Annotated in this window: 21 protein-coding genes and 1 tRNA gene; 7 read left to right on the plus strand and 15 right to left on the minus strand. The window is 44.1% G+C overall.

Translation table 11 applies throughout. The features are described from left to right. Positions 1–3: 3 nt before the first annotated feature. From clpP to B9A91_RS03530, 3 genes are all read right to left on the minus strand, one after another. Positions 4–696, minus strand: coding sequence for an ATP-dependent Clp endopeptidase proteolytic subunit ClpP (clpP, locus tag B9A91_RS03520; protein ID WP_084237028.1), 693 nt, complete (start codon positions 694–696; stop codon positions 4–6). Between the two features lie 210 nt (positions 697–906). Continuing rightward, complete coding sequence (gene tig / locus B9A91_RS03525) at positions 907–2253, minus strand: trigger factor (protein ID WP_084237029.1); 1347 nt, start codon at positions 2251–2253, stop codon at positions 907–909. Positions 2254–2324: 71 nt separating this feature from the next. After that, positions 2325–2406 (minus strand) — tRNA-Leu (locus tag B9A91_RS03530). A gap of 358 nt (positions 2407–2764) precedes the next feature. On the opposite strand from B9A91_RS03530, the gene B9A91_RS03535 reads away from it, so the two are divergent. Both B9A91_RS03535 and map read left to right on the plus strand, forming a co-directional pair. Next, positions 2765–3019 carry a hypothetical protein gene (locus B9A91_RS03535; RefSeq protein ID WP_144008846.1) on the plus strand — a complete coding sequence of 85 codons (255 nt, stop codon included), beginning with the start codon at positions 2765–2767 and terminating at the stop codon, positions 3017–3019. A 66-nt stretch (positions 3020–3085) separates the two neighbouring features. Then, a complete protein-coding gene (gene map, locus B9A91_RS03540; RefSeq protein WP_084237031.1) occupies positions 3086–3850 on the plus strand; it encodes a type I methionyl aminopeptidase in 765 nt (254 codons plus the stop codon). On the opposite strand, the gene B9A91_RS03545 is transcribed toward map, so the two are convergent. The 9 genes from B9A91_RS03545 to B9A91_RS03585 all read right to left on the minus strand — a co-directional run bounded on the left by B9A91_RS03545 (position 3847) and on the right by B9A91_RS03585 (position 14095). Next, entirely contained in the window at positions 3847–4644 is a 798-nt protein-coding gene (locus B9A91_RS03545) for an ABC transporter substrate-binding protein (RefSeq protein WP_084237032.1), read from the minus strand. The genes map and B9A91_RS03545 overlap by 4 nt on opposite strands. A gap of 49 nt (positions 4645–4693) precedes the next feature. Further along, complete coding sequence (locus tag B9A91_RS03550) at positions 4694–5962, minus strand: glucose-1-phosphate adenylyltransferase (protein ID WP_084237033.1); 1269 nt, start codon at positions 5960–5962, stop codon at positions 4694–4696. 11 nt (positions 5963–5973) lie between these two features. Beyond that, the gene (locus B9A91_RS03555; RefSeq protein ID WP_084237034.1) at positions 5974–7380 is read right to left on the minus strand and encodes a glycogen synthase; all 1407 of its coding nucleotides are present in this window, start codon (positions 7378–7380) and stop codon (positions 5974–5976) included. A 369-nt stretch (positions 7381–7749) separates the two neighbouring features. After that, positions 7750–8997 carry a sulfate adenylyltransferase subunit 1 gene (locus B9A91_RS03560; protein ID WP_084237035.1) on the minus strand — a complete coding sequence of 416 codons (1248 nt, stop codon included), beginning with the start codon at positions 8995–8997 and terminating at the stop codon, positions 7750–7752. Next, on the minus strand, positions 8997–9902 hold the full coding sequence (gene cysD / locus B9A91_RS03565) for a sulfate adenylyltransferase subunit CysD (protein WP_084237036.1): 906 nt from the start codon (positions 9900–9902) through the stop codon (positions 8997–8999). Before cysD ends, B9A91_RS03560 begins: the two co-directional genes overlap by 1 nt. A 12-nt stretch (positions 9903–9914) precedes the next feature. Further along, a complete protein-coding gene (locus B9A91_RS03570; RefSeq protein WP_084237037.1) occupies positions 9915–10619 on the minus strand; it encodes a phosphoadenylyl-sulfate reductase in 705 nt (234 codons plus the stop codon). After that, positions 10616–11212 carry a precorrin-2 dehydrogenase/sirohydrochlorin ferrochelatase family protein gene (locus tag B9A91_RS03575; RefSeq protein ID WP_084237038.1) on the minus strand — a complete coding sequence of 199 codons (597 nt, stop codon included), beginning with the start codon at positions 11210–11212 and terminating at the stop codon, positions 10616–10618. The genes B9A91_RS03570 and B9A91_RS03575 overlap by 4 nt, the downstream gene beginning before the upstream one ends. A 4-nt stretch (positions 11213–11216) precedes the next feature. Beyond that, positions 11217–11987: a uroporphyrinogen-III C-methyltransferase gene (gene cobA / locus B9A91_RS03580; protein WP_235012450.1), complete on the minus strand. Its 771-nt coding sequence runs from the start codon at positions 11985–11987 to the stop codon at positions 11217–11219. Between the two features lie 17 nt (positions 11988–12004). Continuing rightward, on the minus strand, positions 12005–14095 hold the full coding sequence (locus B9A91_RS03585) for a HEPN domain-containing protein (protein WP_084237040.1): 2091 nt from the start codon (positions 14093–14095) through the stop codon (positions 12005–12007). A 436-nt stretch (positions 14096–14531) separates the two neighbouring features. On the opposite strand from B9A91_RS03585, the gene B9A91_RS03590 reads away from it, so the two are divergent. The 3 genes from B9A91_RS03590 (at position 14532) to B9A91_RS03600 (ending at position 16985) form a co-directional block, all read left to right on the plus strand. Then, positions 14532–15722: a metallophosphoesterase gene (locus B9A91_RS03590; RefSeq protein ID WP_084237041.1), complete on the plus strand. Its 1191-nt coding sequence runs from the start codon at positions 14532–14534 to the stop codon at positions 15720–15722. 100 nt (positions 15723–15822) lie between these two features. Beyond that, positions 15823–16551 (plus strand): CDP-alcohol phosphatidyltransferase family protein, encoded by a 729-nt coding sequence (locus B9A91_RS03595; protein ID WP_084237042.1) that lies wholly within the window; start codon positions 15823–15825, stop codon positions 16549–16551. Then, positions 16551–16985 carry a GtrA family protein gene (locus tag B9A91_RS03600; protein ID WP_084237043.1) on the plus strand — a complete coding sequence of 145 codons (435 nt, stop codon included), beginning with the start codon at positions 16551–16553 and terminating at the stop codon, positions 16983–16985. The genes B9A91_RS03595 and B9A91_RS03600 overlap by 1 nt, the downstream gene beginning before the upstream one ends. On the opposite strand, the gene B9A91_RS03605 is transcribed toward B9A91_RS03600, so the two are convergent. After that, positions 16982–17491, minus strand: a complete 510-nt coding sequence (locus tag B9A91_RS03605) for an ExbD/TolR family protein (protein ID WP_084237044.1) — start codon at positions 17489–17491, stop codon at positions 16982–16984. The genes B9A91_RS03600 and B9A91_RS03605 overlap by 4 nt on opposite strands. 135 nt (positions 17492–17626) lie before the next feature. On the opposite strand from B9A91_RS03605, the gene B9A91_RS03610 reads away from it, so the two are divergent. Beyond that, complete coding sequence (locus B9A91_RS03610; protein ID WP_084237045.1) at positions 17627–18241, plus strand: Crp/Fnr family transcriptional regulator; 615 nt, start codon at positions 17627–17629, stop codon at positions 18239–18241. A 244-nt stretch (positions 18242–18485) separates the two neighbouring features. Further along, a complete protein-coding gene (locus B9A91_RS03615; protein ID WP_084237046.1) occupies positions 18486–19421 on the plus strand; it encodes an NAD-dependent epimerase/dehydratase family protein in 936 nt (311 codons plus the stop codon). Between the two features lie 12 nt (positions 19422–19433). Here B9A91_RS03615 and B9A91_RS03620 read toward each other — a convergent pair whose 3' ends face one another. Further along, a complete protein-coding gene (locus B9A91_RS03620) occupies positions 19434–21320 on the minus strand; it encodes an ulvan lysase-like protein (RefSeq protein WP_084237047.1) in 1887 nt (628 codons plus the stop codon). Between the two features lie 13 nt (positions 21321–21333). After that, entirely contained in the window at positions 21334–24087 is a 2754-nt protein-coding gene (locus tag B9A91_RS03625; RefSeq protein WP_144008847.1) for a tetratricopeptide repeat protein, read from the minus strand. Positions 24088–24091 lie beyond the last annotated feature (4 nt).

Here is a 24091-nt window from a genome sequence, read left to right on the forward strand (position 1 = left end):
TTTTTAGTCTTTATTGCTAGCACCTAGCACCTCATCAATCATTCCGAAGCTCTTTGCTTCGTCGGCTTTCATCCAATAATCGCGGTCTGAAGCCTTTTCTACCCATTCGTAGCTTTGTCCGGAATGGTTAGAAATAATATCGTACAATTCTTTTTTCAGTTTCAGCATCTCTCTCAGGTTGATCTCCATATCTGAGGCTACACCCTGGGCACCACCCGAAGGCTGGTGTATCATCACACGTGAATGTGGCAAAGCTGCACGCTTACCTTTGGCACCAGCAACCAGTAATACCGCACCCATTGAGGCAGCCATACCGGTACAGATGGTAGCTACGTCAGGCGTAATGTACTGCATGGTATCGTAAATACCTAAACCAGCATATACAGATCCTCCCGGCGAGTTGATATAAATCTGGATATCCCTGTTGTTATCTGTAGATTGTAAGAATAACAATTGCGCCTGGATGATATTTGCATTCCCATCATAAATTGCATCCCCTAAAAAGATGATGCGATCCATCATCAAACGGGAAAACACGTCCATCTGCGCCACATTTAATTGACGTTCCTCAATGATATAAGGCGTCATTGCTTTTGGTGAATTGTTGGTAGCACCGATATAACGATCTACGTTTAAACCATTTATACGGTGATGTTTAACTGCGTATTTTCTAAATTCGTCTTTATCTATCTTCATGATTTCTAATTGTTACTTTAATCTTTCTGAAGTCTTGTTTTCTCTTACAACTTCATTTTATCTTTTCTTCACCAATAGTAATAAATCTAAATTGGTAATTTATTGTGGTATTGTAAAATTTGAATTCGTTTTTATATAAATAAGGCGGCCTTTTTCAAAGCCGCCTTATACATTTATATGATTAAAAAACTTTGCTGTAAAGCGCGTTTTCTATTTCAATTCTATAAACTTATTATAAGCTATTTCTTTTTGGTCCAAAGTAGCCGCCGACTGGATGTATTCAAAAACCTTCATGGCTTTAACTTCATCAAAAATACGGTTTGCGTTGTCTTTCTCTTTCAGGAAGGTAGCAGTATACTGCGCTAGTTGATCTTCCGGCATCGGACTAGGGCTATACATTCTGAACTGTGTATCTAAACGTTGTTTAGCAGTTTGGAACACATCTTCATATTTAATTTCGATGTTGTTGTCCTTGATCAGTTTGTTCTCAATCAAAGTCCATTTCAGGTTTTTTGCAAAATCATCATAACCTTCAGCCAATTCCTCATCCGTCAGTTTCTCGTTAGTAGCTTTTAACCACTTACGTAAAAACTCATCCGGCAAGTCCATTTTTACACTTTCAATCAGCTTGGTATAAATGTCATTCTGCAATTTACGGTCTGCATCCTGTTTAAACATGCTTTCTATTTCCTCAGTGATCTTAGTGTTAAAGCCAGCCTCATCTGTCACTACACCTGCACCAAATAATTTATCAAAGAACTCCTGGTTTAAATCAGCCTCTTCCAAACGGTTTACATTCTTAACCGTTACACGGAATTTAGACTGCAGGTCTTTAGCATCCTCTTCGCTGATGTTTAACAATTTGGCAATGATCACCTCATTCTTATCAAAAGCTTTCTGAACATCAAGCTCTGCTACGTCATCCTTTTTTAAACCGATTAAAGATTTTAATATCTTTTTATCTGTTACCTGATCTAAACGAACAGATCCGGTTGATGTAATACCACCTTCAAAAACTGAACCATCTGCCGAAAGTTGTGTTAATTCAGCATAAAGCACATCACCATCTGCCGAAACTTCAGGGTTTGTCATTTTGCCATAGCTTTTACGGATATTTTTGATACGTGAGGCCAATGTCTCTGCGTCAGCTTTAACAACATATTGTGTAAACTTGTCTTTTGAAGTTACTGCAACATCAATAGCCGGAGCAAGCCCCAGTTCATAATCAAACTCAAATTCATCTGTGTAATCCCATTTGAACTCTTTGGTATCATCCATTACAGGAAGTGGCTGGCCAAGTATCTCAACCTTATTATCTGTAAGGTGCTTGTTTAAAGTTTCACTCAACAAATTATTGATTTCTTCTACCAGGATACTTCTGCCATACATCTTTTTGATGTGGGCTGCAGGAACCATTCCTTTACGGAAACCTGGAAGGTTTGCTTTTTTAGCTTGTTCCTTTATAGATTTATCAACCTTTTCAGTATAATCCTCAGGCGAAATCTTAATTTTTACAACTGCATTTAAGTCGTTAATTTTTTCCTGTGTAATGTTCATCTTTCTGAATCAATATTTGTGTTAATGTCTTTATATAAAAATTCCCCCGTGTTGCGGGGGAATTTTTGTAGTGCGGAAGAAGGGACTCGAACCCCCACGCCGTGAAGCGCCAGATCCTAAGTCTGGTGCGGCTACCAATTACGCCACTTCCGCAGTTAGGATTTATTTAGGACTGCAAAGATAGGGATTGTTATCAAAAGTCAAAAGGCTTTTCAAATTATTTTCAGACGGGATACTTAACCCACTGGTTTACAGCAAAACATTTTTCAATAAGAATGTCCAAAAGCGCATAGGTGAAAAGCACCTTTATTTCATAATCTTTACGCTGGGCCTTACAGCTGTTCGCGCAATCTGAAGGCTCCTTAGCTCATTTTAAATCATTTTTTAAACGAAAACACCGATTAAAGATTAAAAAGGGACATTATAGTTACAAAATTTAATTACAACAATATTATACATATTATTTTGTTAATTATTTATATTTGGTGTCATGGATGATGGCAAATATTTAATGAATACTAAAGGTTTATTTGAAAATTATGGCAAAGATGAAATGAAAGCCCTCTTATGGGAGATGTATAAGGGCTGGTTTTTGCATAATGCAACCGAAGTAGACAGTGACCGGATGATTGACATGCTATTATTCTACGATGAGTTAAAGGATTTACTTGGAATGGTAGGCTGCCATGCAGAGGATGCCATTTCTTCAAATGAAATTCAGCAAAGTTCTATTCCTATGTCAAAAAACACTCCTTCGCTGGATTGAAATGGAACAAGAGAAATAGTTTTTAGGTATCTTGCGACTTTATTCAGAACTATATTACAGGTAAGTATGTCTATTACATCAGAATTCGAGTTAGAGGGAATGGAAATGATCAGCGAAGCTGTGGCAATAACCTTAAAGGAAATGCGGGCCTGGGCAAAGCCAGGAATGAGCACCGGAGAACTCGATGATTTTGGCGGGCAGATACTCAGCAGCTTTGGTGCCAAATCCGCTCCTAAACTCACTTATGGTTTTCCGGGATGGACTTGCATCAGTATCAACAATGAAGTTGCACATGGTATCCCTTCCCAAGAGAAAATCCTGATGGAGGGCGATCTTGTGAACATTGATGTATCGGCTGAATTAAATGGCTTTTGGGCAGACAATGGTGGTTCTTTTGTACTAGGTAAAGACCTTTACAATCGTCAACCCTTAGTAGATGCTTCCAAACAGATCTTATTTAAAGCAATAAACCAGATTAAAGGAGGTGTAAAAATTGCCGACATAGGAGCACTCATTGAAAGCGAGGCAAGAAAATCAGGTTTTAAAGTCATAAAAAACCTGGCCGGGCACGGTGTTGGCCGCAGCCTGCATGAGGAGCCAAGCGAAATCCTGAACTGCTATAATCGCTACAATAAGCAACGTTTTAAAAAGAACAGCGTGGTAGCTATCGAAACATTCATTACTACAGATTCAACGTATGCGGAACAGGCAAAAGATGGCTGGACACTCTTAGGTAATAAAGGCGGGTTTGCGGTACAACATGAGCATACCATTATCGTAACCGATGGAAAACCCATTATACTTACCGCAGCCAACGAGATCTGGTACTAATACAGTTCTTTTTGCAATTGAAAAAGGTATTGTACGGCCTTAACAAGTCTGCTCCCATACCAGGAAAACATTTCTCCATCAACAAGCATTACCCGGGCCTCAGGAACTGCATTTCCGATTTCTTCCAGGTGTTTCTCTTTAAAAGGGTAAGGTTCGGAAGAAAGAAAAACCAAATCTGGTTTTAACAATTTCAGTTCTGCCAAATCAAGCTCAGGATAGCGGCTTTCAACAATCACATTCTGCAATCCATTCCAGGTTAAAATATTGTCTATGAAAGTATCCCTTCCCGCCAGCATATAAGGTTTCCTCCAAATCAGGTAGGCAACTTTTTTATGGATGCCATTCTGCAGTGCCAATGTTTTCAGGTCCGTAAAACCTGCATAAATTAAATGATTCAAATAAGCAGCTTCCGGTTCCCGGTTTATCAGCATCCCTATTTCCGCAATAGTTTTCTGAGCATCCTCCAGTGTATAAATATCACTCATCCATATCGGGAACTCACTCATCAGGACCTCAACCTGTTCTTTTTCATTTTCTTCCTTATTCCCAATAATCAGATCCGGCTTCAGGCTTCTGATTAACTCCAGATCCAGACGCTTTGTACCACCTACCTTTGCCCTCGAAGCAAACTTATCTATCGGGTGTATACAGAACTTGGTAATACCGATCACCTCAGCATCCAGCCCCAGGTCAAAAAGCAGCTCTGTCTGAGATGGGACAATAGACACTATTCTTTTTGGAGGATAATTAACAACGATTGTTCGCCCAAGCTGATCTGTAAAACTACGTTCCATTCCGTAAATATAAACAGACTCAGCCAGACCAACTGCTTTTCTGGAAAAATCAACTAATTACAGTTCCGTTAGGGATAATCGCACCTTTTTTCACCACAACAATCCCATCTTTAACTGTATACAAAGCGTGGTCGCCATCCGTTAAATGGCTACCCCCAATGATCTGGACATTATCACCAATACGACTGTTCTTGTCAATAATTGCATTTACGATCTTACAGTTGTCGCCAATCCCGATCAGTGGTTTTTCTCCTTTCTCCTTTTCAATCTCTATCAGCGTCTGATACTTATCACTACCCATAATATAGCAGCTTTCTATTTCTGTACCTACACCTATTCTTGCACGAATACCGATAACCGCATGTTTAATGCTTTTGGCCTGCAAAATACAACCTTCGGCAATAATGGTCTTATCCAGCGTAGTTCCAAGAATTTTTGATGGCGGCAGCATGCGGGCACGGGTAAAGATGCTGTGGTGACTATCGAACAGGTTAAATTTAGGAATCTCATCTGTTAGTCCAAGGTTGGCCTCAAAAAATGAAGAAATGTTCCCTATATCTGTCCAATAGCCTTCGTATTGATAACTCAGCACTTTGTGTTCTGTTAGCATTCTCGGAATGATCTCTTTCCCGAAGTCTTTCTCCTCTGCATTTTCTGCAAAAATCTTGATCAGCAAGTCTTTGTTGAAAATGTAGATGCCCATTGAGGCCAGGTAATTCCGTCCCTCTGCCTGCATTTCATGGCCCGTATCAGAAACCCAGTCTTCCAGGTTACTCTTCGGCTTTTCAATAAATGATGTAATGATATTCTGCTCGTCTGATTTAAGGATTCCAAAATCAGGGGCATCTTTGGCATTCACAGGAATGGTAGCAATACTGATCTGCACCCCGCTGTCGATATGTGCCTGCACCATATCCTTAAAATCCATCTGGTAAAGCTGGTCGCCCGAAAGGATCAGCACATATTCAAATTCATGGTTTAGCAGGTGGTGCATAGTTTGCCGCACGGCATCTGCAGTGCCCTGGAACCAGGTTGGGTTATCAGGGGTCTGTTCCGCAGCCAAAATATCAACAAAAGCAGAACTGAAATGACTAAAATGATAAGTATTTTTAATGTGCTTATTCAGGGATGCAGAGTTAAACTGCGTTAAAACAAACATACGGTGAATACCTGAATTTAGACAATTTGAGATTGGAATATCCACCAATCTATATTTTCCTGCAATTGGCACAGCAGGTTTTGAGCGTGTTTGTGTAAGAGGGGCTAACCTGGAGCCCTGGCCGCCGCCAAGAATTACACCCAATACTTTATCGGTCATAGTTTTCTGTTTTACATTTGGTATAGATCTATATATTGTTGCGCTGCCCTATCCCATGAGTGGTCCAGCTGCATGATAAACTTACGTATTTCTTTTATACGTTTTATATTTTCGTACAATTCAACTGCACGACCGATGGCATGCCCTACATCCCAGACACTGCTCTGGTCATGACAAATGCCAAAACCGTCATCTCCAATATCCGTAACTGTATCTTTTAACCCGCCTATTCTTCTTACAATTGGAATGGTGCCATATCTTAAAGCATACATCTGGTTCAGGCCACAGGGTTCTACCCTGCTTGGCATCAGTAAAAAGTCGGCTCCGGCATAAATCTGGTGCGACAGTTGCTCATTGTAGCCGATATACACATTATAATTCCCAGGGAATACCTCTTTCAGATGCGATAACCTACCCTCAACCTGCTGATCTCCAGATCCCAGCACCAGTACATTAACCTGGCTGTTATAGGTAATCAGCGTATTATAAAAGATATCGGGAAGCAGGTCCGCCCCCTTCTCCCCTACAAGCCGTCCAATGAAAGTAAAAAGTGGTTTTTCAGGATCAAGTTTAAATATCTCACATAACGCTTCCTTATTAGCCTTTTTACCAGCATCTACCGTACGTAGTGTATAGGTTTTATCGAGCATTGGATCCGTTTGCGGATTCCACACATCGTTGTCTATCCCGTTAAGTATCCCCACCGATTTGCCACGTTCTTGTGCCAAAAGGTCTTCAAGGCCATTTGCCTTAAAGCTGATTTCATCCAAGTAACTGGGCGAAACAGTGGTTACCCGCCAGGCACATTTTATGGCCGAAGCCAAGGGATTAATGGCACCTTTCCAGTCCAATTGTCCGGATTTCCATAAGTCAAACGGCGGAATGTAATGCAATTTGTCCCAGCCAAATTGGCCCTGGTATTGTGCGTTATGTATCGTTAAGACGGTAGGCACCTGGCTCAGGTGACGGAATTGCTGGCAATAAGCCATCATAAAAGGTACCAGTCCGGTATGGTGATCATGGCAATGCACCACATCGGGTCTGTGTTCCCATTGCGCCATCCAGTCCAGCACCGCAATCTGAAAGGCCAGGAAACGCTCGGTGTCATCTTCATATCCATATACTTGCGGCCTGTCCAGTAAACCCGCTATATGTACCAGATAAAGGTCAAAGCCCAATTTATTGGTCTTTTCCCTGAATATCCTTACTGTAAAATTATGAAAGCCCAGTTTGCCCCAGCCATCGTAAACCGCTTCAAACTCATTTTCCTGCATAAACCTGGTCTGGTAGGCAGGCATTACTACCTTAGCCACCTGCCCAAGCTTGTTCTGGTACTTCGGCAAAGCACCTACCACATCGCCCAAACCACCAACTTTAGCAATCGGATAGCATTCTGCACTGAGGTGTATAATCTCCATAATCCCTGGGTTTAAAAAGTACCTCAAAATAGGGATTAAGAAACGTAAAGCAAATATTTGCAGAAAAATATTTTACAGGCCCTTTGGTTTTAAAAAATGGTATGCTGTTCCGAAACTGGAACCTTTTGTCCGCTTCGCTAAATGGGCAAAAGTTCCTGGGTTTCTCCACAGCACAACCATTTTCTTTAACAAAACGCTCAAACTGCACGTGTAAAACATTGCACCAAACAGGTATGCGCCAACAAAAAAGGATATACTATGAAGCGGCCTAGGATTCATTTACTTTTTCCAAAAGGAAAAAGTAATTTATTCCAGCCGCAGAATAGTGTATCCTTTTTTGTAAAATATATATTGCTTACAAACGAGAGGCTACTCCGCTACAGCCCTGAACATCAATGCTGCAACCGTTAAATTCGTCCTGCTGTCAATTAAAATAGCCGCACCATTGGCTTTATTGTCACCGTAAAAATCAAATGCCAGCTCATCAGCAGTTTTCAGAATCACCCTGCCGATGTCATTTAATCGGAACTCATAAGCTTCCTGTTTTTCCAGGGTATTGATGTCAACCTTATGAAGTACCTCTTTGATTTTACATTTCGTCAGCTTGCTATTGTGCTGCAGCAGGTAGGTAATGCTGTCATCCAACGGACGTGTATCCATCCAGCAAATGTCGGCCTCGATAAGCTGCGCACGCTGGGGCAGGTGAGCTGAGTTCACCAGCACATCACCCCTGCTGATGTCGATATCATCTTTCAGGTGTAAGGTTACCGACTGCCCCGCATGGGCTACCGAAGGCTGCTGGTCAAATATCTCAATGCGTTCAATCACTGAACTGTTACCCGAAGGCAATACCGTTACGCGATCGTTCACATTAAATGATCCACTCAATACCCTTCCTGCATAACCCCGATAATCATGCAGGGCTTCTGTCTGAGGACGGACCACCCATTGAACCGGCATCCGGGCCAGCCCATAATCTTCATCCGCAACGTCTACAGTTTCCAGAAAGTGTAGCAGGCTCCTGCCCTGGTACCAAGGCATGTTTTCCGACTCATTCACCACATTGTCACCTTTTAAAGCACTAACGGGGATAAAATTCACGTCTTTCAGGTTTAGCTCTGCTGCGAGGGCTTTATATTTTTCGGTTATTGCATTGAACAGGGTTTCACTATACCCCACCATGTCCATTTTGTTTAAGCACACCACCACATGCTCAATGCCCAATAAGGATACCAGATACGAGTGGCGGATGGTTTGTTCTACCACTCCATTGCGCGCATCAATTAAAATAATGGCCAGCTTAGCTGTCGATGCACCGGTAACCATGTTCCTTGTATACTGAATGTGCCCAGGTGTATCTGCAATAATGAACTTACGTTTATCTGTTTGAAAATATTTATAAGCTACATCAATGGTAATGCCCTGCTCCCGCTCTGCCCTCAAGCCATCCGTCAAAATGGCCAGGTCAATTGTTCCGTCATCATTTTTACGGTTCGATTGCTGTAAAGCTTCGAGCTGATCGGCAAGAATAGAATCTGTATCGTATAATAGCCTTCCAATTAGCGTGCTCTTGCCATCATCAACACTGCCGGCTGTAAAAAATTTAAGTATGTTCATTAAAAGTATCCTCCTTTCTTACGGTCTTCCATTGCTGCTTCCGAAACTTTATCATCCATGCGGGCCCCGCGTTCACTGATTTTTGATGCAGTGATCTCGGCAATGATGTTATCAATCTCATCCGCGTCAGATTCAACAGCAGCCGTACAGCTCATGTCACCTACGGTACGAAACCTCACTTTCTTATGTTCGATCACATCCTCCTCATCCATATTTAAAAACGGTGACGCAGCCATTAACTGACCGTTCCTCGTTATCACATCCCGGTAATGCGCAAAATAAATGGTCGGCAAATCAATATTTTCTCGTCTGATGTAGTTCCATACATCCAGCTCAGTCCAGTTACTGATAGGGAATACCCTAACATTTTCTCCCTTATGGATCTTTCCATTGTAAATGTTCCACAACTCCGGACGCTGACGCTTAGGGTCCCACTGACCAAATTCGTCCCTTACTGAAAAGATACGTTCTTTAGCTCGTGCTTTTTCCTCATCTCTTCTGGCACCGCCAATACAGGCATCAAAGCCATGAAAAGCAATGGTATCCAGCAATGTAACCGTCTGCAAGGCATTTCTGCTCGCATTCTTGCCCGTTTGCTCTACCACCTTTCCCTGGTCAATGGAATCCTGCACACTGCCAACGATCAGTTTTTCACCCAGCCGCTGCACCATATTGTCGCGGTAAATGATGGTTTCCTCAAAATTATGCCCGGTATCAATGTGTACCAGCGGAAAAGGGAACTTACCCGGCCTGAAAGCTTTTTCGGCCAACCTCACCAGCGTAATGGAATCCTTTCCACCCGAAAACAGCAGCGCAGGCTTCTCAAATTGCCCCGCCACTTCACGTAAGATGTGAATGGCCTCGGCCTCTAACTCGTCTAAATAATCTAAATTATAGGTACTCATATTTCTGTTCAATTATTGAGTGGCATGTAAACCACATTCCTTTTTTGACTGATCTTCCCACCACCAGCGACCAGCCCTGAAATCTTCTCCTTCACGGACCGCCCTGGTACAGGGGGCACAACCTATACTCGGAAAGCCTTTATCATGTAAGGTGTTGTAGACAATATTGTGTTTCTTGATATAGGCTTTTACCTCATCCAGCGACCAGCCGAATATCGGATGGAATTTGATCAGTTGGTTTTGCTCGTCCCACTCCAGGTCAATCATATCTGTACGGTTCAAAGACTGCTCAGCCCTGATGCCGGTCACCCACAGCTCATTTCCTTTTAAAGCCCTTCTCAATGGTTCCAGTTTTCTGATACCGCAGCACTCCTTCCGGTTCTCTACTGATTCATAAAAGCTGCTTGGTCCTTTGCTATCTACCATTTTCTGCAAAGCATCTGCCTGTGGGAAATAAGCGTGGATCGGCTTTTTGTAAACCTCAAGCGTACGGTTCCATACGTAATAGGTTTCCGGAAACAAGCGACCTGTTTCCAGGGTAAACACTTCTATAGGCAGATCGTTCGCAAAAATCATGTGCGTAATCACCTGGTCTTCCCAGCCAAAACTTGTTGAGAATACGATCTTTCCCGGATAAGCAGCTGCAAGATATGCCAATGCCGCTACCGGGTCAAGCCCTTTAATTTTTTCTCCTATAGCTATAAGCTTCGTATTCATTGTTGTTCTTTATCTAAAGGCTTCATCAAAATTTCTGTTACTTCATTCAGGCGCTGCACCTTTGAGCTAAAATCGCCCTTCAGCATATTTCTCAATATCTGCATCTGTTTTAGCGTAATGTTCAAACTATTGGGCAGACTATCGGTGAGCACTTCCTTTAGGCGCTTGGCAATGGTTGGCGATTTGCCATTGGTACTTATGGCTATCTTCAGGTCGCCCTTCTGCACTACCGACCCGAGATAAAAATCGCACAATTCAGGTTTATCAGCCACATTAACCAGTAAACCACGTTTATTGGCTTCCCTTTTTACCTCTGCGTTCAGCTCATTGTTATTGGTAGCGGCAACCACAAGATTGATCCCCTCCAGATCCGATGCTTCAAAACTTTTCTGCACCACGTCAACTGTAGGAAATCCTGCAGCAAAAACACTTAGTTCGTCAATTACCGTTTCAGCCAAGACAGTGACCCTGGCATGGTTGCTATTGTTCAGCAATGCCATTAATTTCTCTAAGCCAACAGGCCCAGCCCCTATAACCAGGGTATGCAGCTCGTTTAGCTTTATGAAAACCGGAAATAACTGATTGCCTTCCATTGCGTTAAAGTTCTTCTTTTAGTGCCTGATAAAAATCCCTGATCGGCTGAAACGATGGATGCAATGAAACCACTTCTCCAAAAACCAGCAACGCCGGCGCCTTGATTCCCTTTTCTTCTACCAGTTCAACTATGGTGTCTACTATGCCAATAGCCAGCTTCTCATTTTCGGTAGAGCCGCTTTGTATAGCGGCTACAGGCAGTTGGTGTTTACCTTCATTTTTGAACAGTTTCACAATCTCTTTAAGCTTACCTAAGCCCATCAATACCACTACAGTAGCTTTAGATCTGGCTGCTTCATATAAATCGTTGGAGATCTGCCCAGAGGCTGTTGTACCTGTAACTACCCAGAAGCTTTCACTAAGGCCACGATGCGTTACAGGAATCTGCTGCAGGCCGGGAACGGAGATGGAACTCGACAAACCAGGAACCACCGATACCGGGATGCTATATCCCGCAGCAAAATCCAGTTCCTCATATCCTCTGCCAAAAACAAAAGGGTCGCCGCCTTTCAAGCGCACTACGTGGCCATAGTTTAAAGCATAATCTACCATAAGTTTGTTAATGGTATCCTGCCCGTAAGAATGCTCGCCCGATCTTTTGCCCACGTATACCTTAATCGCTTCAGGCTGGGCATAGGCCAGCACATCCTCATGCACCAGGGCATCGTACAGCACCACATCAGCAGCTTTAAGCGCATTTACTGCTTTTATGGTCAGCAGTTCCGGATCACCCGGCCCAGCACCTACCAAAGTTATTTTCGGTTCTCTTATCATTGTATTTTTCTCCCTGATCATGACACTTTTTCGGCTCTGGCATTTTTAATGCCTGTATAAAAATCTTCCGCCAGCTTCAAATAAGCTTTCGCAAATTCTTCTGTAGGCTCGTTCTTGTTAATTTGTAATACCCGGTCGTTAAACGATCCATCCAACTGTACTTCCCCGGTCTGCACATAGTGATTGTCAAACTCCCTGATCACGCCAATCTGCGTGCTGCTGTTCACACCTTTGTCCAGCAGCAATGCCTTGGCCGCACTTACATATACCGCATAGGTATGGTAAATGGCGTCGGCCCAGGCGCCATTGGCATAAGATGCCCTTGCCCATTCCAGCTTTTCATCCGATTCCAGCAATAACGTAGCTACCAGATCTATCACCACCCCTGCACATTCCCCTACACCAATTGCGGTTACAAAAGTTTCCTCATGGCCCCAGTCTACAAACTCTTCATCTTTCAAATTTGTGAGGTCAGCCAGTGGTTTCAGCAGCTGATAAAAATAATCCTTAGTCTGCCTGTCATAATAAGCATGAAAAGTCTCGGTATCACCGCTGTTGGCAGCAAAATCATTCAGCAATACTCTTAATACATCGGTTGCACGTTTTGAAGGCGCCTTGATTACCCTTTCAGCTACCCGGCCTTCGCCGTCGCCAACAGTACCACCTCCAAGCATCACCTGTACAGCCGGCACTACTTTGCCATTGGCTTTTACAGAGCTTCCGTGGAATCCAATATGTGCAAGTCCATGCTGTCCGCATGAGTTCATACAGCCACTGATCTTTATTTTGATGTCTTTCTCGTAAACCAGTTCCGGATATTCTTCATACACCAGTTCTTCCAGGGCTACCGAAAGCGACATAGAGTTCGAAATCCCCAGGTTACAAGTGTCTGTTCCGGGACAGGTAGTCACGTCGGCCACACTATCAAATCCTGGCTTGGCAAAGCCGAGCTCATTAAGAGCTACATACAACCCTGGCAATGCGGTTTCATGTGCAAATTTCAGCATCAATCCCTGGTTCTGGGTAACCCTTATTTCATCCGCCACATAGGGAGCAATAGCAGCTACCAGTTTGCGGGCTTCTTCTGTAGGGATATCCCCTTTGGTTACTTTAATATAAACAGCAAAATAACCTTCCTGCTTTTGCGGCACCACATTGGTGGCACGCCAGTGTTTGTAAGCCAGGTTATCTGTCACTTCCAGCGCCGGATAATCAATCCGTTCAGGCAATGCCGGCTGTGGCACTGTGTTGCGGTCTATTTTAAAAGATTTCACTTTATTGGCAATCCGCTCCTCTTCAATTAAACGCAGTACTTCTTCCAATCCAAGCTTCTGCACCAGGTATTTTAAGCGGGCCTTATTGCGGTTGGTCCTTTCGCCATAGCGGTCGAATACCCTTAACATGGCTTCCGCATAGGGAATGATCTGGTCTTCATGTAAAAATTCATGTACCAGTTCGGCCAGGAAAGGCTGTGCGCCTAAACCGCCACCCAATAAAACCTTAAAGCCTCGTTCGCCCTGCTCACTTATTTTTGGAATAAAACCAAGGTCATGTATATAGCTGAAGGCCGTGTCCCTGTCGTCCGAGGAAAAAGCGAATTTGATCTTCCGTCCCATTTCCTGGCAGATAGGATTGCGCAGAAAGTAGCTGAAAAAGGCATGGGCATAAGGCGATACATCAAAAGGCTCGTTCGGATTGATGCCCGCATCAGGAGAAGAAGTCACATTCCTAACCGTATTGCCGCAAGCCTCGCGAATGGTCACGTCGTCCTGTTCCAGTTCTTCCCAAAGCTCCGGGGTCCGGTCTAGGCTCACGTAATGGATCTGTATATCCTGACGGGTAGTGAGGTGCAGGTTCCTGCTGGCATACTTATCAGACACGTCCGATATCCGCAGAAGCTGCTTAAAAGTTACCTTACCAAAAGGCAGTTTAATGCGGATCATCTGGACCCCCGGCTGCCTTTGCCCGTAAATGCCACGGGCCAGGCGCAGGCTTCTGAATTTTTCATCATGGATTTTACCTTCGCGAAATTCCCTGATCTTTTTTTCCAGATCAATGATATCTTTTTCGACAACAGGATTCTCTAACTCTGTCCTAAAACTTTGCATACTAATTGGTCTTATCTAAAAAAAGCCCCTCTGTCTGTAAGACCGGAGAAGCTTCAATATTTCATCTCAACAGCCTATAATCTTACCCGCACATGCAGTACATGTCAGGGCAAAAAAGGCTGTTGTTCGTTCTGTTCATAAAGCAAATATATAAAGTATACAGGAATAGTAGTATATTATTTTATAAAAAACATACAAAACACTAAACATCAATACATTAATTTAACAAAACCCAAAGTAAAAAATGCCATAATAAAATTTCACACCTGCAATACCTCCCTGCTTCAAAGAAAATATACCCGCTCAGAGCGTGTATTTTCTCTCTAAAAATTCCATGCAACAAACACTACCCGTTTTATTTTCTAAATGTCATATAATGTAACACCGCAAACACTTTAGCATCCAAGCTGTACTTTTAAAAATTCTAAAAAAATAAATGAAGCGAAAAATAAACCTGCTGCCCTTTGCCATCATCACTATACTGTTCTTTCTGTTAAACAGTTATGTATTGTCCGGCATTCATACCCTCAGCAGCAATCCCATCATCACCCCCCTCTTCTGGACTTTTATATTTGTGGTAACTGCCGCGCTCATCTATTCGATTGTCCGGATGCGCGACAATGGCATGGACCTTTTCTTCAAAATAGCCACACACGTTTTTCTCGTCTTATTTGTCAGCGAACTCATTTTCATCCTGGTACTCCTCCCTGGGGATGCCTACCACCTGCTGCTGGGCAAGCCCCGCAACATTTACTGGGTAGAGTTTGCACTGGCCCTTTTTATATTCAGCATCCTGATTTTTGTTTACGGCATCATCAGGGGCAAATATGCCTATCGCATCATTAAACATACACTGTTTTTTGATGACCTGCCGGAAAATTTTGATGGTTTCACCATTACCCAGATCTCGGATGTACATGCGGGCAGCTTTCAAAGCCCCCGGTCTGTACAAAAAGGGATCAACCTCATCAAAGCCCAAAAATCAGATCTGTTTGTTTTTACCGGCGACCTGGTCAATAATAAAGCGGAAGAGATCACACCCTGGATCGGTCATTTCTCACAGATCAAAGCGCCATACGGACAATTCTCTGTGCTCGGCAATCACGATTATGGCGATTACATCAAATGGGAAAGCGAAGCTCTAAAGCGCGCCAACCTACAGCAACTCAAAACCTACCATGCCGAGCTGGGCTTCAGGTTACTGCTGGATGAGCATGTGGAGCTCTACAAACATGGCGAAAAAATTATCCTCGCTGGTGTAGAAAACTGGGGACTTGGCTTTGGCGAGCGGGGCGACCTGCAAAAAGCCCTGACAGGTGTAGACCCCAATGATTTTAAGGTCCTCCTTTCCCACGACCCCACCCACTGGGATTCAGAAGTGAAAAAGCTGCCCTCAAAAGTTCATTTGACTTTATCCGGCCATACCCATGGCATGCAGTTCGGCATAGAGGCCTTTGGCATCAAATGGAGCCCGGTTAAATACCGCTATGCCCACTGGGCAGGAATTGCTTCCGAGAATGGCAGGTTCCTCAACATCAACCGGGGTTTCGGCTTTCTTGGTTTTTCCGGCCGTGTAGGCATCTGGCCCGAAATTACTGTTATTGAACTGAAGAAAACCCGTAACTAATTTATCACAGAAAGGTTGTTTTCCAACAAAATGGGTATTGAATTGTTTAAATTCTATACTTTTGCACGCATACACTCAAAGTGTATAGATAAAGCCTTAAATGGAAGAGAACAAACTAAGAGAAGAAACTTTGACCACATCTGCCGGTACTGACGATTTAAAAAGAGTATTTCAGGATAGAAAGCGAACAAATATTTTAAACACGGCCGAACAAAAAACCATCTCTTACCTGGTCACAAGGGTCCCCGGTTTCATATCTTCCAACATGCTCACCTTTACCGGCACTTTTGGTTCTGTATTGGTTCTGGCAGGATTTATCCTGGCCACCTATCTGTTGGACAGGAACTATCTCTTATTAGGTGTGCTGGGTCTGGCCATCAACTGGTTTGGTGATTCTCTGGACGGTCGCATCGCTTATTACCGCAACATTCCGCGCAAATGGTATGGTTTTTCTCTAGATATCATTATGGACTGGGTGAGTACTGTGCTGATTGGCCTCGGTTATATGGTATATGCCCGTGGCAAATATGAACTGATAGCCTTTGTTTTTGTGGTGCTATACGGCTGGGCAATGATCATTTCGCAACTTCGTTACAAGATCACCGATATCTACAGTATCGATTCCGGGGTGGTAGGCCCAACAGAGATCAGGATAATTGTAGCCATCATACTCGTCCTGGAAGTGGTATTCGGACACCTGATCGAGTACTTTGCCGGCGGCATCTGTATCACTCTTTTTATGATCAACATTATTGATACCAGGAAATTATTAAAACTGGGAGACATTAGAGATAGTTTGGAGCGGAAGGCTAAAAAGAACGCTGCTTAATGAGTAAAAGGAAATCTGTTTTTGTATTTGCCAAGGCACAGGTTTCTGCTTTTACAGGCGGGTTGCTCGATTACGGTGTAATGATCTTTTGCACTGAGCTGCTGCACATCCATTACACCATATCTATAGCCATTGGCGGAATCATTGGTGCTGTGCTTAACTTTTCGGTGAACCGCTACTGGACATTCAATGCCAACCAGGCCAACCACTCGCCGGTAGGCTTCCAGCTTGTTAAATTCATATTTGTTGTTGCAGGCAGTATTGCCCTCAAATCATCCGGCACCTGGCTGGTTACCAACGGCCTGCACATCGATTACAAGATCAGCCGCATCATGGTCGATATCATCGTATCCCTCGGATTTAATTACGTCCTGCAAAAGTATTGGGTGTTCCGGAAACAGCCAACAAAAGAATTACACCAGACCGATTTCTAAAAGATCTTGTGTGCTTTCAGGAAATGCTGCTCTTCCGCAGTGATGTGGTCATCATCTATTGCCGGTGCAGCAGTAATTTTAGCAATCCGCAACTCATCCATAATGTCCACAAAATTCTTATAGCTGGAACCACTTGTAGGCTTAACGATAATAAACAGTGTTTTCTTTGCATCATTGTTGTTCTTCAGCGCAACCATATCCCTGTTCCGGATAATGGACTGCCTTACCTGACCAAAACCCTCTATAACCGGCTGGTTCTTGCCTGCCTCTCCCATATACCAGGCCAGTTTATTATTCTTTCCCAATAAAATGGTCATGCTCCGTGATGCTGGTACAGGCTCCTGATGGCCATCTTCAGATTCATCTGGCTTGGCAATATCCATTGCAACAGGTTTCGACAAGGAAGTAGTTAACATAAAAAATGTAATGAGCAGGAAAGCCAGGTCTACCATTGCGGTTAAGTCTACCCTGGGCGTTGCTTTTCTGATGGTATTTAATTCTGCCATTATCTCTTGTTTTTAAGGTTTATACCTGATGATTTAAACAGATGATGCGGGGCTTGCAGCAATTCCATATGCATAATATCAATTTTAAAAGTTTAATTTTACTGTTAAAACCGATATCCTTAAAAGAGGCATTTTATGATAACGACAGATATTTCCGAAGCATCCTTAAAAGTTTTCAGGGCAGGACTGTCCAGGTTTGCCAGTTTCAGCGAAGCGGAATGGGTAGAACTCCTGCCTTACCTTAAAGCAATGAGGCTCAAAAAGAAAGAGCATTTCTCCGTACAGGGCGCGATTTGCAAATATATCGGTTTCATCATTACAGGCTCTGTCCGTTACTATCATGTTAAAGATGGTTTGGAAATCACCGGCTATTTCAGTTTCGAAAACGAATTTGTCAGTTCCTATAAAAGTTATGTTACCCAGCAGCCGGCAGCCGGTTATATACAGGCGCTGGAGCAGACTGAGCTGATCGTTATTTCCCATAAAAATATGCAGCTGATGCTCAGCCATCCCACGCTGGCTTTCAAAATGGAACGTTTTGGCCGGCTGGTCGCCGAGTATTATATCTGCTGTTACGAAGACCGCATTGCCTCCTTCATTACCCAGACACCTGAAGAACGTTACATGCAGATGCTGGAAAAGCAAGGCGATATCATGTTGAGGGTACCGCAGCATTATGTTGCCAACTTTTTAGGCATTACGCCTGTTTCGTTATCAAGGATAAGGAAAAGAACCTTACTGATCTATTAGAAAATTTCCTTAAAGTTTAACATGCGTCCTATAGAGGTCCGGACTGAGCCCACCTTCAGCCCACAGTGAGCCCACGTTGAGCCCACGTTGAGCCCACGTTTTTCTCGAAAAAAGGTGGGATCCCTATGGGTTAACCTAAGGTTAATCATGGGCTGAAATAAAGGCTAACTGATTCCTTATCTTTTGTTAACGTTTTTCGTCACAAACCTGCCCTATTTTTGTCTTAAATAAAAACGGAGAAAATATGCATACCATACTTGGGGCCGGCGGGCCTACAGCAAACGCACTTACCAGGGAACTGCTGTTCAACAATCCAAATGAAACCATTCGGCTGGTTAGCCGTAGGCCGGTAAAAACCGAAGGTACAAATATTAGCTGGCAAAAAGCAGACCTGCTGAATTATCACGAAGTATTGGAAGCGGTAAAAGGCTCAAAGGTAATTTACATGTGTGCAGGACTGGTTTACGATAAAAAAATCTGGCAGCAGCAATGGCCGGTTATCATGCAAAATTTAATTAATGTAACAAAGGAAACCCAGGCCAGACTTATATTTTTCGACAACGTGTACATGTATGGCCTTGTTGAGGGGCCTATGCTGGAAACTACACCTTACAACCCGGTCAGCATAAAAGGTGAGGTGAGGGCGCGTGTTGCTGCAAAACTTATGGATGAAGTAAAAGCGGGCAACCTGCAGGCCACCATTGCACGGGCTGCCGACTTTTATGGCACCGACTCGAAGAACAGTTTCCTGGATATGATGGTACTCGATAAATATGCCCTCAAACAAAGTGCACAATGGATTGGCGATCCTAAAGTATTGCACAATTTCACTTATATTCCCGATACAGGTAAGGCCATGTACCTTTTAGGGCAAAATCCGGATTCGGGCAACCAGATCTGGCACCTACCAACTGCTGCCCCGCTAACCGGAAAAGAATTTATTGAACTGGCCGCCAGCATATATAACGTAAAACCTGCATACAGCACCATCAACAAATTCATGTTGCAAATGGTTGGCCTGTTTAAAAAAGTAGTGGCCGGCACCGTAGAAATGTACTACCAGTACAACCACGATTACCATTTCAACTCTTCGAAATTTGAAAGCACTTTCGGAATAAAACCCACCGCATACGGTGATGGTATAAAACAAATGTCTGAAACCCTGTACAAAGCAAGGTAAGGGCCCATGTGGTTATCTGATGATGGAAAATTCGTACTGAATTTCCTGCTTAAAAACCCCTTCTACCGTATGCACTTCCAATTCCAGGGGAAACGCTTTTAATGCCGGGTATGGTGCCCAGTAACGTTCTGCTTCTTTTCCAATGTTTAATATTGCATTGCCGGAAAGCAGTTTGAATTTGAATTGTTTATCACCTGCTGTAATCAATACCGTATGGGCATCAATCCTGGTAAATACGGTTCTTTTATAGTTGACAACAGGTTCTATGATTTTTACAACCGGACTGCTATCGTGGTAAACCAGATTAATGGTTTTTATTAATGACCTGTCGGAAAAGAGATAGTCTATACTATAACCAACACCTCCTGCCAGCCAGTTCTTATCTTTCAATTCGCCTGTAGCCTTAACTTCAAACCTATCGGTTCCAACCTGTGCTCCTTCTATCCTGCTGTCAAACTCAAAAAGATTGGTAAAATACCCCAGGCTGTCAGTATACTCAATTCTGGGGGTTAAAGATTTTATGCCCGGGGCCTCGGGAAAACTCATGGGCTCTGGCCTGGAATATTCCGTTACGCTTGAAGCCGTTAAATAACCGTGATCTTTTACCCATAAGTTGGAGATGGCCCCACCTGCAGGACGGTACATGTATTTGCTTTTTGCACCTGCCTTGTAATCCTTGTATCCATAACCGGTAACGGTTGCCATAAAATTTGCGGTGCGGAGCTGGATGACATCCATGGTCTTGAAATGCTTCATCCAGCCTGTTTCTTCTGTAGGTAACCGGGCCAGCACGCGATTGGCATGTGTTTCCAGTTCCCAGGCCATAGCTAGGTTTTTCGCTTTGGTAAAGGTTGGATAGATACAGGGTGGCCGGGACATCACTGCTTCGTGATGGGGACCGTAGGCGACAAGCCCGCCGGGCAGGATGTTTTTGCGCAGGTACTGCAGGTTTTTTAAGGACGCCTTACCATACCGCGGGTCTTCATCGGCATACAAGGAAAACAAAACCTGGCAGCCATCGGAGGTAGCACCGCCGTAGGTGGTCCATTTATTGGAACGGATACCCCATGAATTGTCCAGCGAACCATCAGGGTAAATGAAATATAGATGGGATTTAAGGGCGTGCTTAACGGCATTGTTAACCACCGTATCGTTGTTTAATTTCGCATAAAACCCCAGCCCCCATAACGACATCTCCATGCTATAGCCCAGGTCGGCCCCGAGCTTATTGGCATGGGTTCGTCCGCCTTCTCCGTTTAAAAAGCCATCCTCATCCATTTTTGAGACCGTACGGTGCGCCATCTCTTTCGCCCTTTTCATGTACTTTTCATCTTTAAAAAACAGAGCTGCCTTAGCCAGGGTAGCGCAGGTGGTGGCTACGTAATTGATGCTGGCAAACTCGGGTGTCATTACCTGGTACAAATAATCGACCGCCTTGTGGATGGCCATGTTCCACATGGCCTTTTCGGCTGCATTTAAATGGGTTTCCAGATGGCCCCAGGCCAGCATTAGCATGAGTACCTGATCTGTAGTTGTACCTGTCCATTCTTCGGGCGTTTCTTTCCAGCTGCCATCGGTTTGCTGCTGTTTAATGAGCCAGTTACCTGTACGAACGGCAGCCTCCAGGTATTGGCGCTTACCCGTAATTTTATAGGCGATGGCAAATGGATATACCGCCTCCGAGGCCCGGGTATGCAATACCTGGTCGTAGTCGCATTTCAGTGCGCCAAAATCCTGTTTTTTCTTGTCCTTTAGCTGGTGTTGCAGCAGTACGTCTGCCAGCCCAACAAGCGTTGTGGCATATTCCTTTTTAAGATCTGTATTTTGCGCCTTACTTTTTAAGGAAAAGACAAGGGCAATCAAAATGAGAAATGGCAATTTTAATCTAAATCCTGTCATGGTCTATATGGCTTTATTTCCTTAAATGATAGGATGCGGTATTGTTAAAAGTAGTGATTTCGGGCTGATCTGTAAACACTTTTACAGAGATGACCGAAGGCAAGGCCGCCTGATCTAGTCTAAAACTGATCGTTTTCCAGCGCGGCTGCAGGTCATTTGGCGCTGCTATATTTGTTATTACGCCAGAACTGACCTTTTTTTTGCCATTCCAGAGTTCTACGGTAATGTTCCTGGCATCTGCATTTCCCACATTGTGCACCCTAACATCCAACTTTCCGTTTACAAAGAAAATATCACGGGGCGAAATCGCAACATCGGCCGCAATACCAGGCTGTGCACCGGCTTTTAGCTGTTCAATACTGATGGCCAGCAGTTTCCCTGAAGGAGCCTGCAATTGCACTTGGTTTACCCTTTCTTTAAGTACAATGATGCGTTCGGTTGCGTCAGCATCTATTGCTCCGTCATCATCAAGGTCTGTTCCGCTCCGTAACCGGTAAACTCCGGGTTCCAGCAGCCAGGTCTGCATGGTTACGGTACGCGCTGCCCCAAAATTGTAAAGGGAAACAAATGCAGATCTGGTATCACCCTGTCTGACAAACACGCCCATATCCGGACCGGTATTTTTCCAGGTGGCCACAGTAGAGGGGTATTCGTATCCCGAGCCGAAATGCCCGGTATACATCCCGAAAAGTAAGTCGCTTCCGGGCACATACACCCTGTCAGTATATTTAACTTCTGTAGTTAAAAGCGGCAGGTTGTACCTCAATGAACCCAGTACTTTTTCCAGCCCTTCGTTAACAACCTTTATGTTTTTACTAATGCTGTACTTGTTGTAAGAATTGCCATAAAGCGCGATCAGCTGGTTGTATTTAGCGGTATTGCCTAGCTGCGCAGCCATGGTAAATACATCGGCCATGGGGTTATCCGTTGCACCCTTGTCTACCCCACCCCGCAGCAGCACTTTCTTTGCCCAGTTTAAAGAACCGGGTTCAGGATTTTCAGGCAGCTTTTCGAGGGCTGCCTGCTCCATCAGTTTATAACAAAAATCTACAGGCTTTAAAAAAGCGGTATTACCGGTTATACCGTACATGCCGATGAGCTGAGCATACATTTCGTTGATATGGCCCAGGCTTTCCCATTTATAGTAGTCGTACTCCAGGCCCGGATCATACCATTTGCCGGTATGTGCGCCTATGCTGTCATCGGCAAAAACGATGGCCGCAGGCATCAGGCCTGCGGGTTTGCCCCCATCAGCACGAGCTGCATCTTCCAGCCAGGAATTGCCCCATTCAGTAAAAAGTCTCATGAGTGTAGGATTGCGGTTATACCAGGTCACCCATAAACCCGGCAATACAGCCCTTGCATTTAAAGGTACATCTACATTCATAGGAGCCTGTTCCAGTACTTCGCTGGCCGAAAGATAACATGACTTAAAATGCCGGTGCCCTTTGGGCGTGATGCCAGTCCACACCTTTTCGAAATTCTGCATACTGATCATGCAACGTTCTATATATTCCGGATCGCCATAGCTGATCATGAACATAGATGGGTGGGTATCCCTGAACAGTTCGGCCGAGTGTTCTACATCATCTATTTTTTTCGCAAAGCCCCGTTCCAGGATCCCACTGTTCCAAACACCATCTGCCAGTCTGATGTACCCCTTTTTGGCAACGGCGTCATCCGCACCCAGAATGGCAGGCAGCCACCAACGCAGAATTTCGACATCATCGCCATATTTACCACCCAATTCGCCATTTGGTGCCTGCCTTTCATTTACCCACCAGTGGATGATCTTCAGCATTCTTTGCATAGCTTCTCGCTGTTTAACGGCCCATTGGGGCGCTCCTTTCGGATGAGGGAGCTGTTGAACTTCAAAAGGCACTTTTTCGCCCAGGTACATCCTGATCAGTGCGGCATCGGGATATTTCTTTTTAAGAATACTGAAATATTTTTGGGCGGCTGCCTCATGGTATGGATCATAATCCTCACGGTTTAACCAGTAGTGGATTTTTGCAAGTAAGTAAATGGCTTTGTCGTATAAAGGGTCGCTTTCTGAAGCTGCAATCTGTTCCAGCAGGTCTGCCGCCAGGTACATTCTGAAGGTAAAATTAATACCGGAACTTTTGGCTGAGGCCGACCAGGCCCCCAGATTGTAATAATGTGCAGCTTTTAAATACCTTGCAACAAAATCGCCTTTGAGCTGCTTCACAGCTACAGTGTCCTGTTCAAAGCCCATATTTTCGCCTTCATTTTCAGGACTTAAAGGCCTGAATTCAATATTCTGAACCGCGATCCGGGTATCGGAAGTAACCTTTACAACCGCTGTTCCCTTACTGACATTTATGATCTTGTTTACGCTTTTTATAGGAATCCGGTACCATGGCGTCACAACTGAACCTGCGATCAATTCATTATTGCAGTAAACCGACTGCTTCAAAGGTTTTTCCGAATTGTCGCCCAGTGTAAGGGTTAAAAGGTAATCCCCATTGGGCAAATCAGCCCTAAAAATAAGGCTGTCTTTGGCCAGCACCCCATCCCGGTTCAGGTCATTGTTCCATTTTCCGGCCAGGGTATCAAAAGCAGCTTCGGGCTTATTTATCCATCCATAACCCCTTTCTTTGCTATATATTGTGGCAGGCTGAACACCGGTATATCCTTTTTCTACCGGCGAACCTGCAGTGCCCATATCGTATAGGTAGCTGTTTTTCACTGCAGGGCTACAGCATAGCAGTCCCGACAGAAATACTGGTATTATGCTCCACTGCATCCTC

The organism is Pedobacter africanus (assembly GCF_900176535.1).
GTDB lineage: Bacteria > Bacteroidota > Bacteroidia > Sphingobacteriales > Sphingobacteriaceae > Pedobacter > Pedobacter africanus.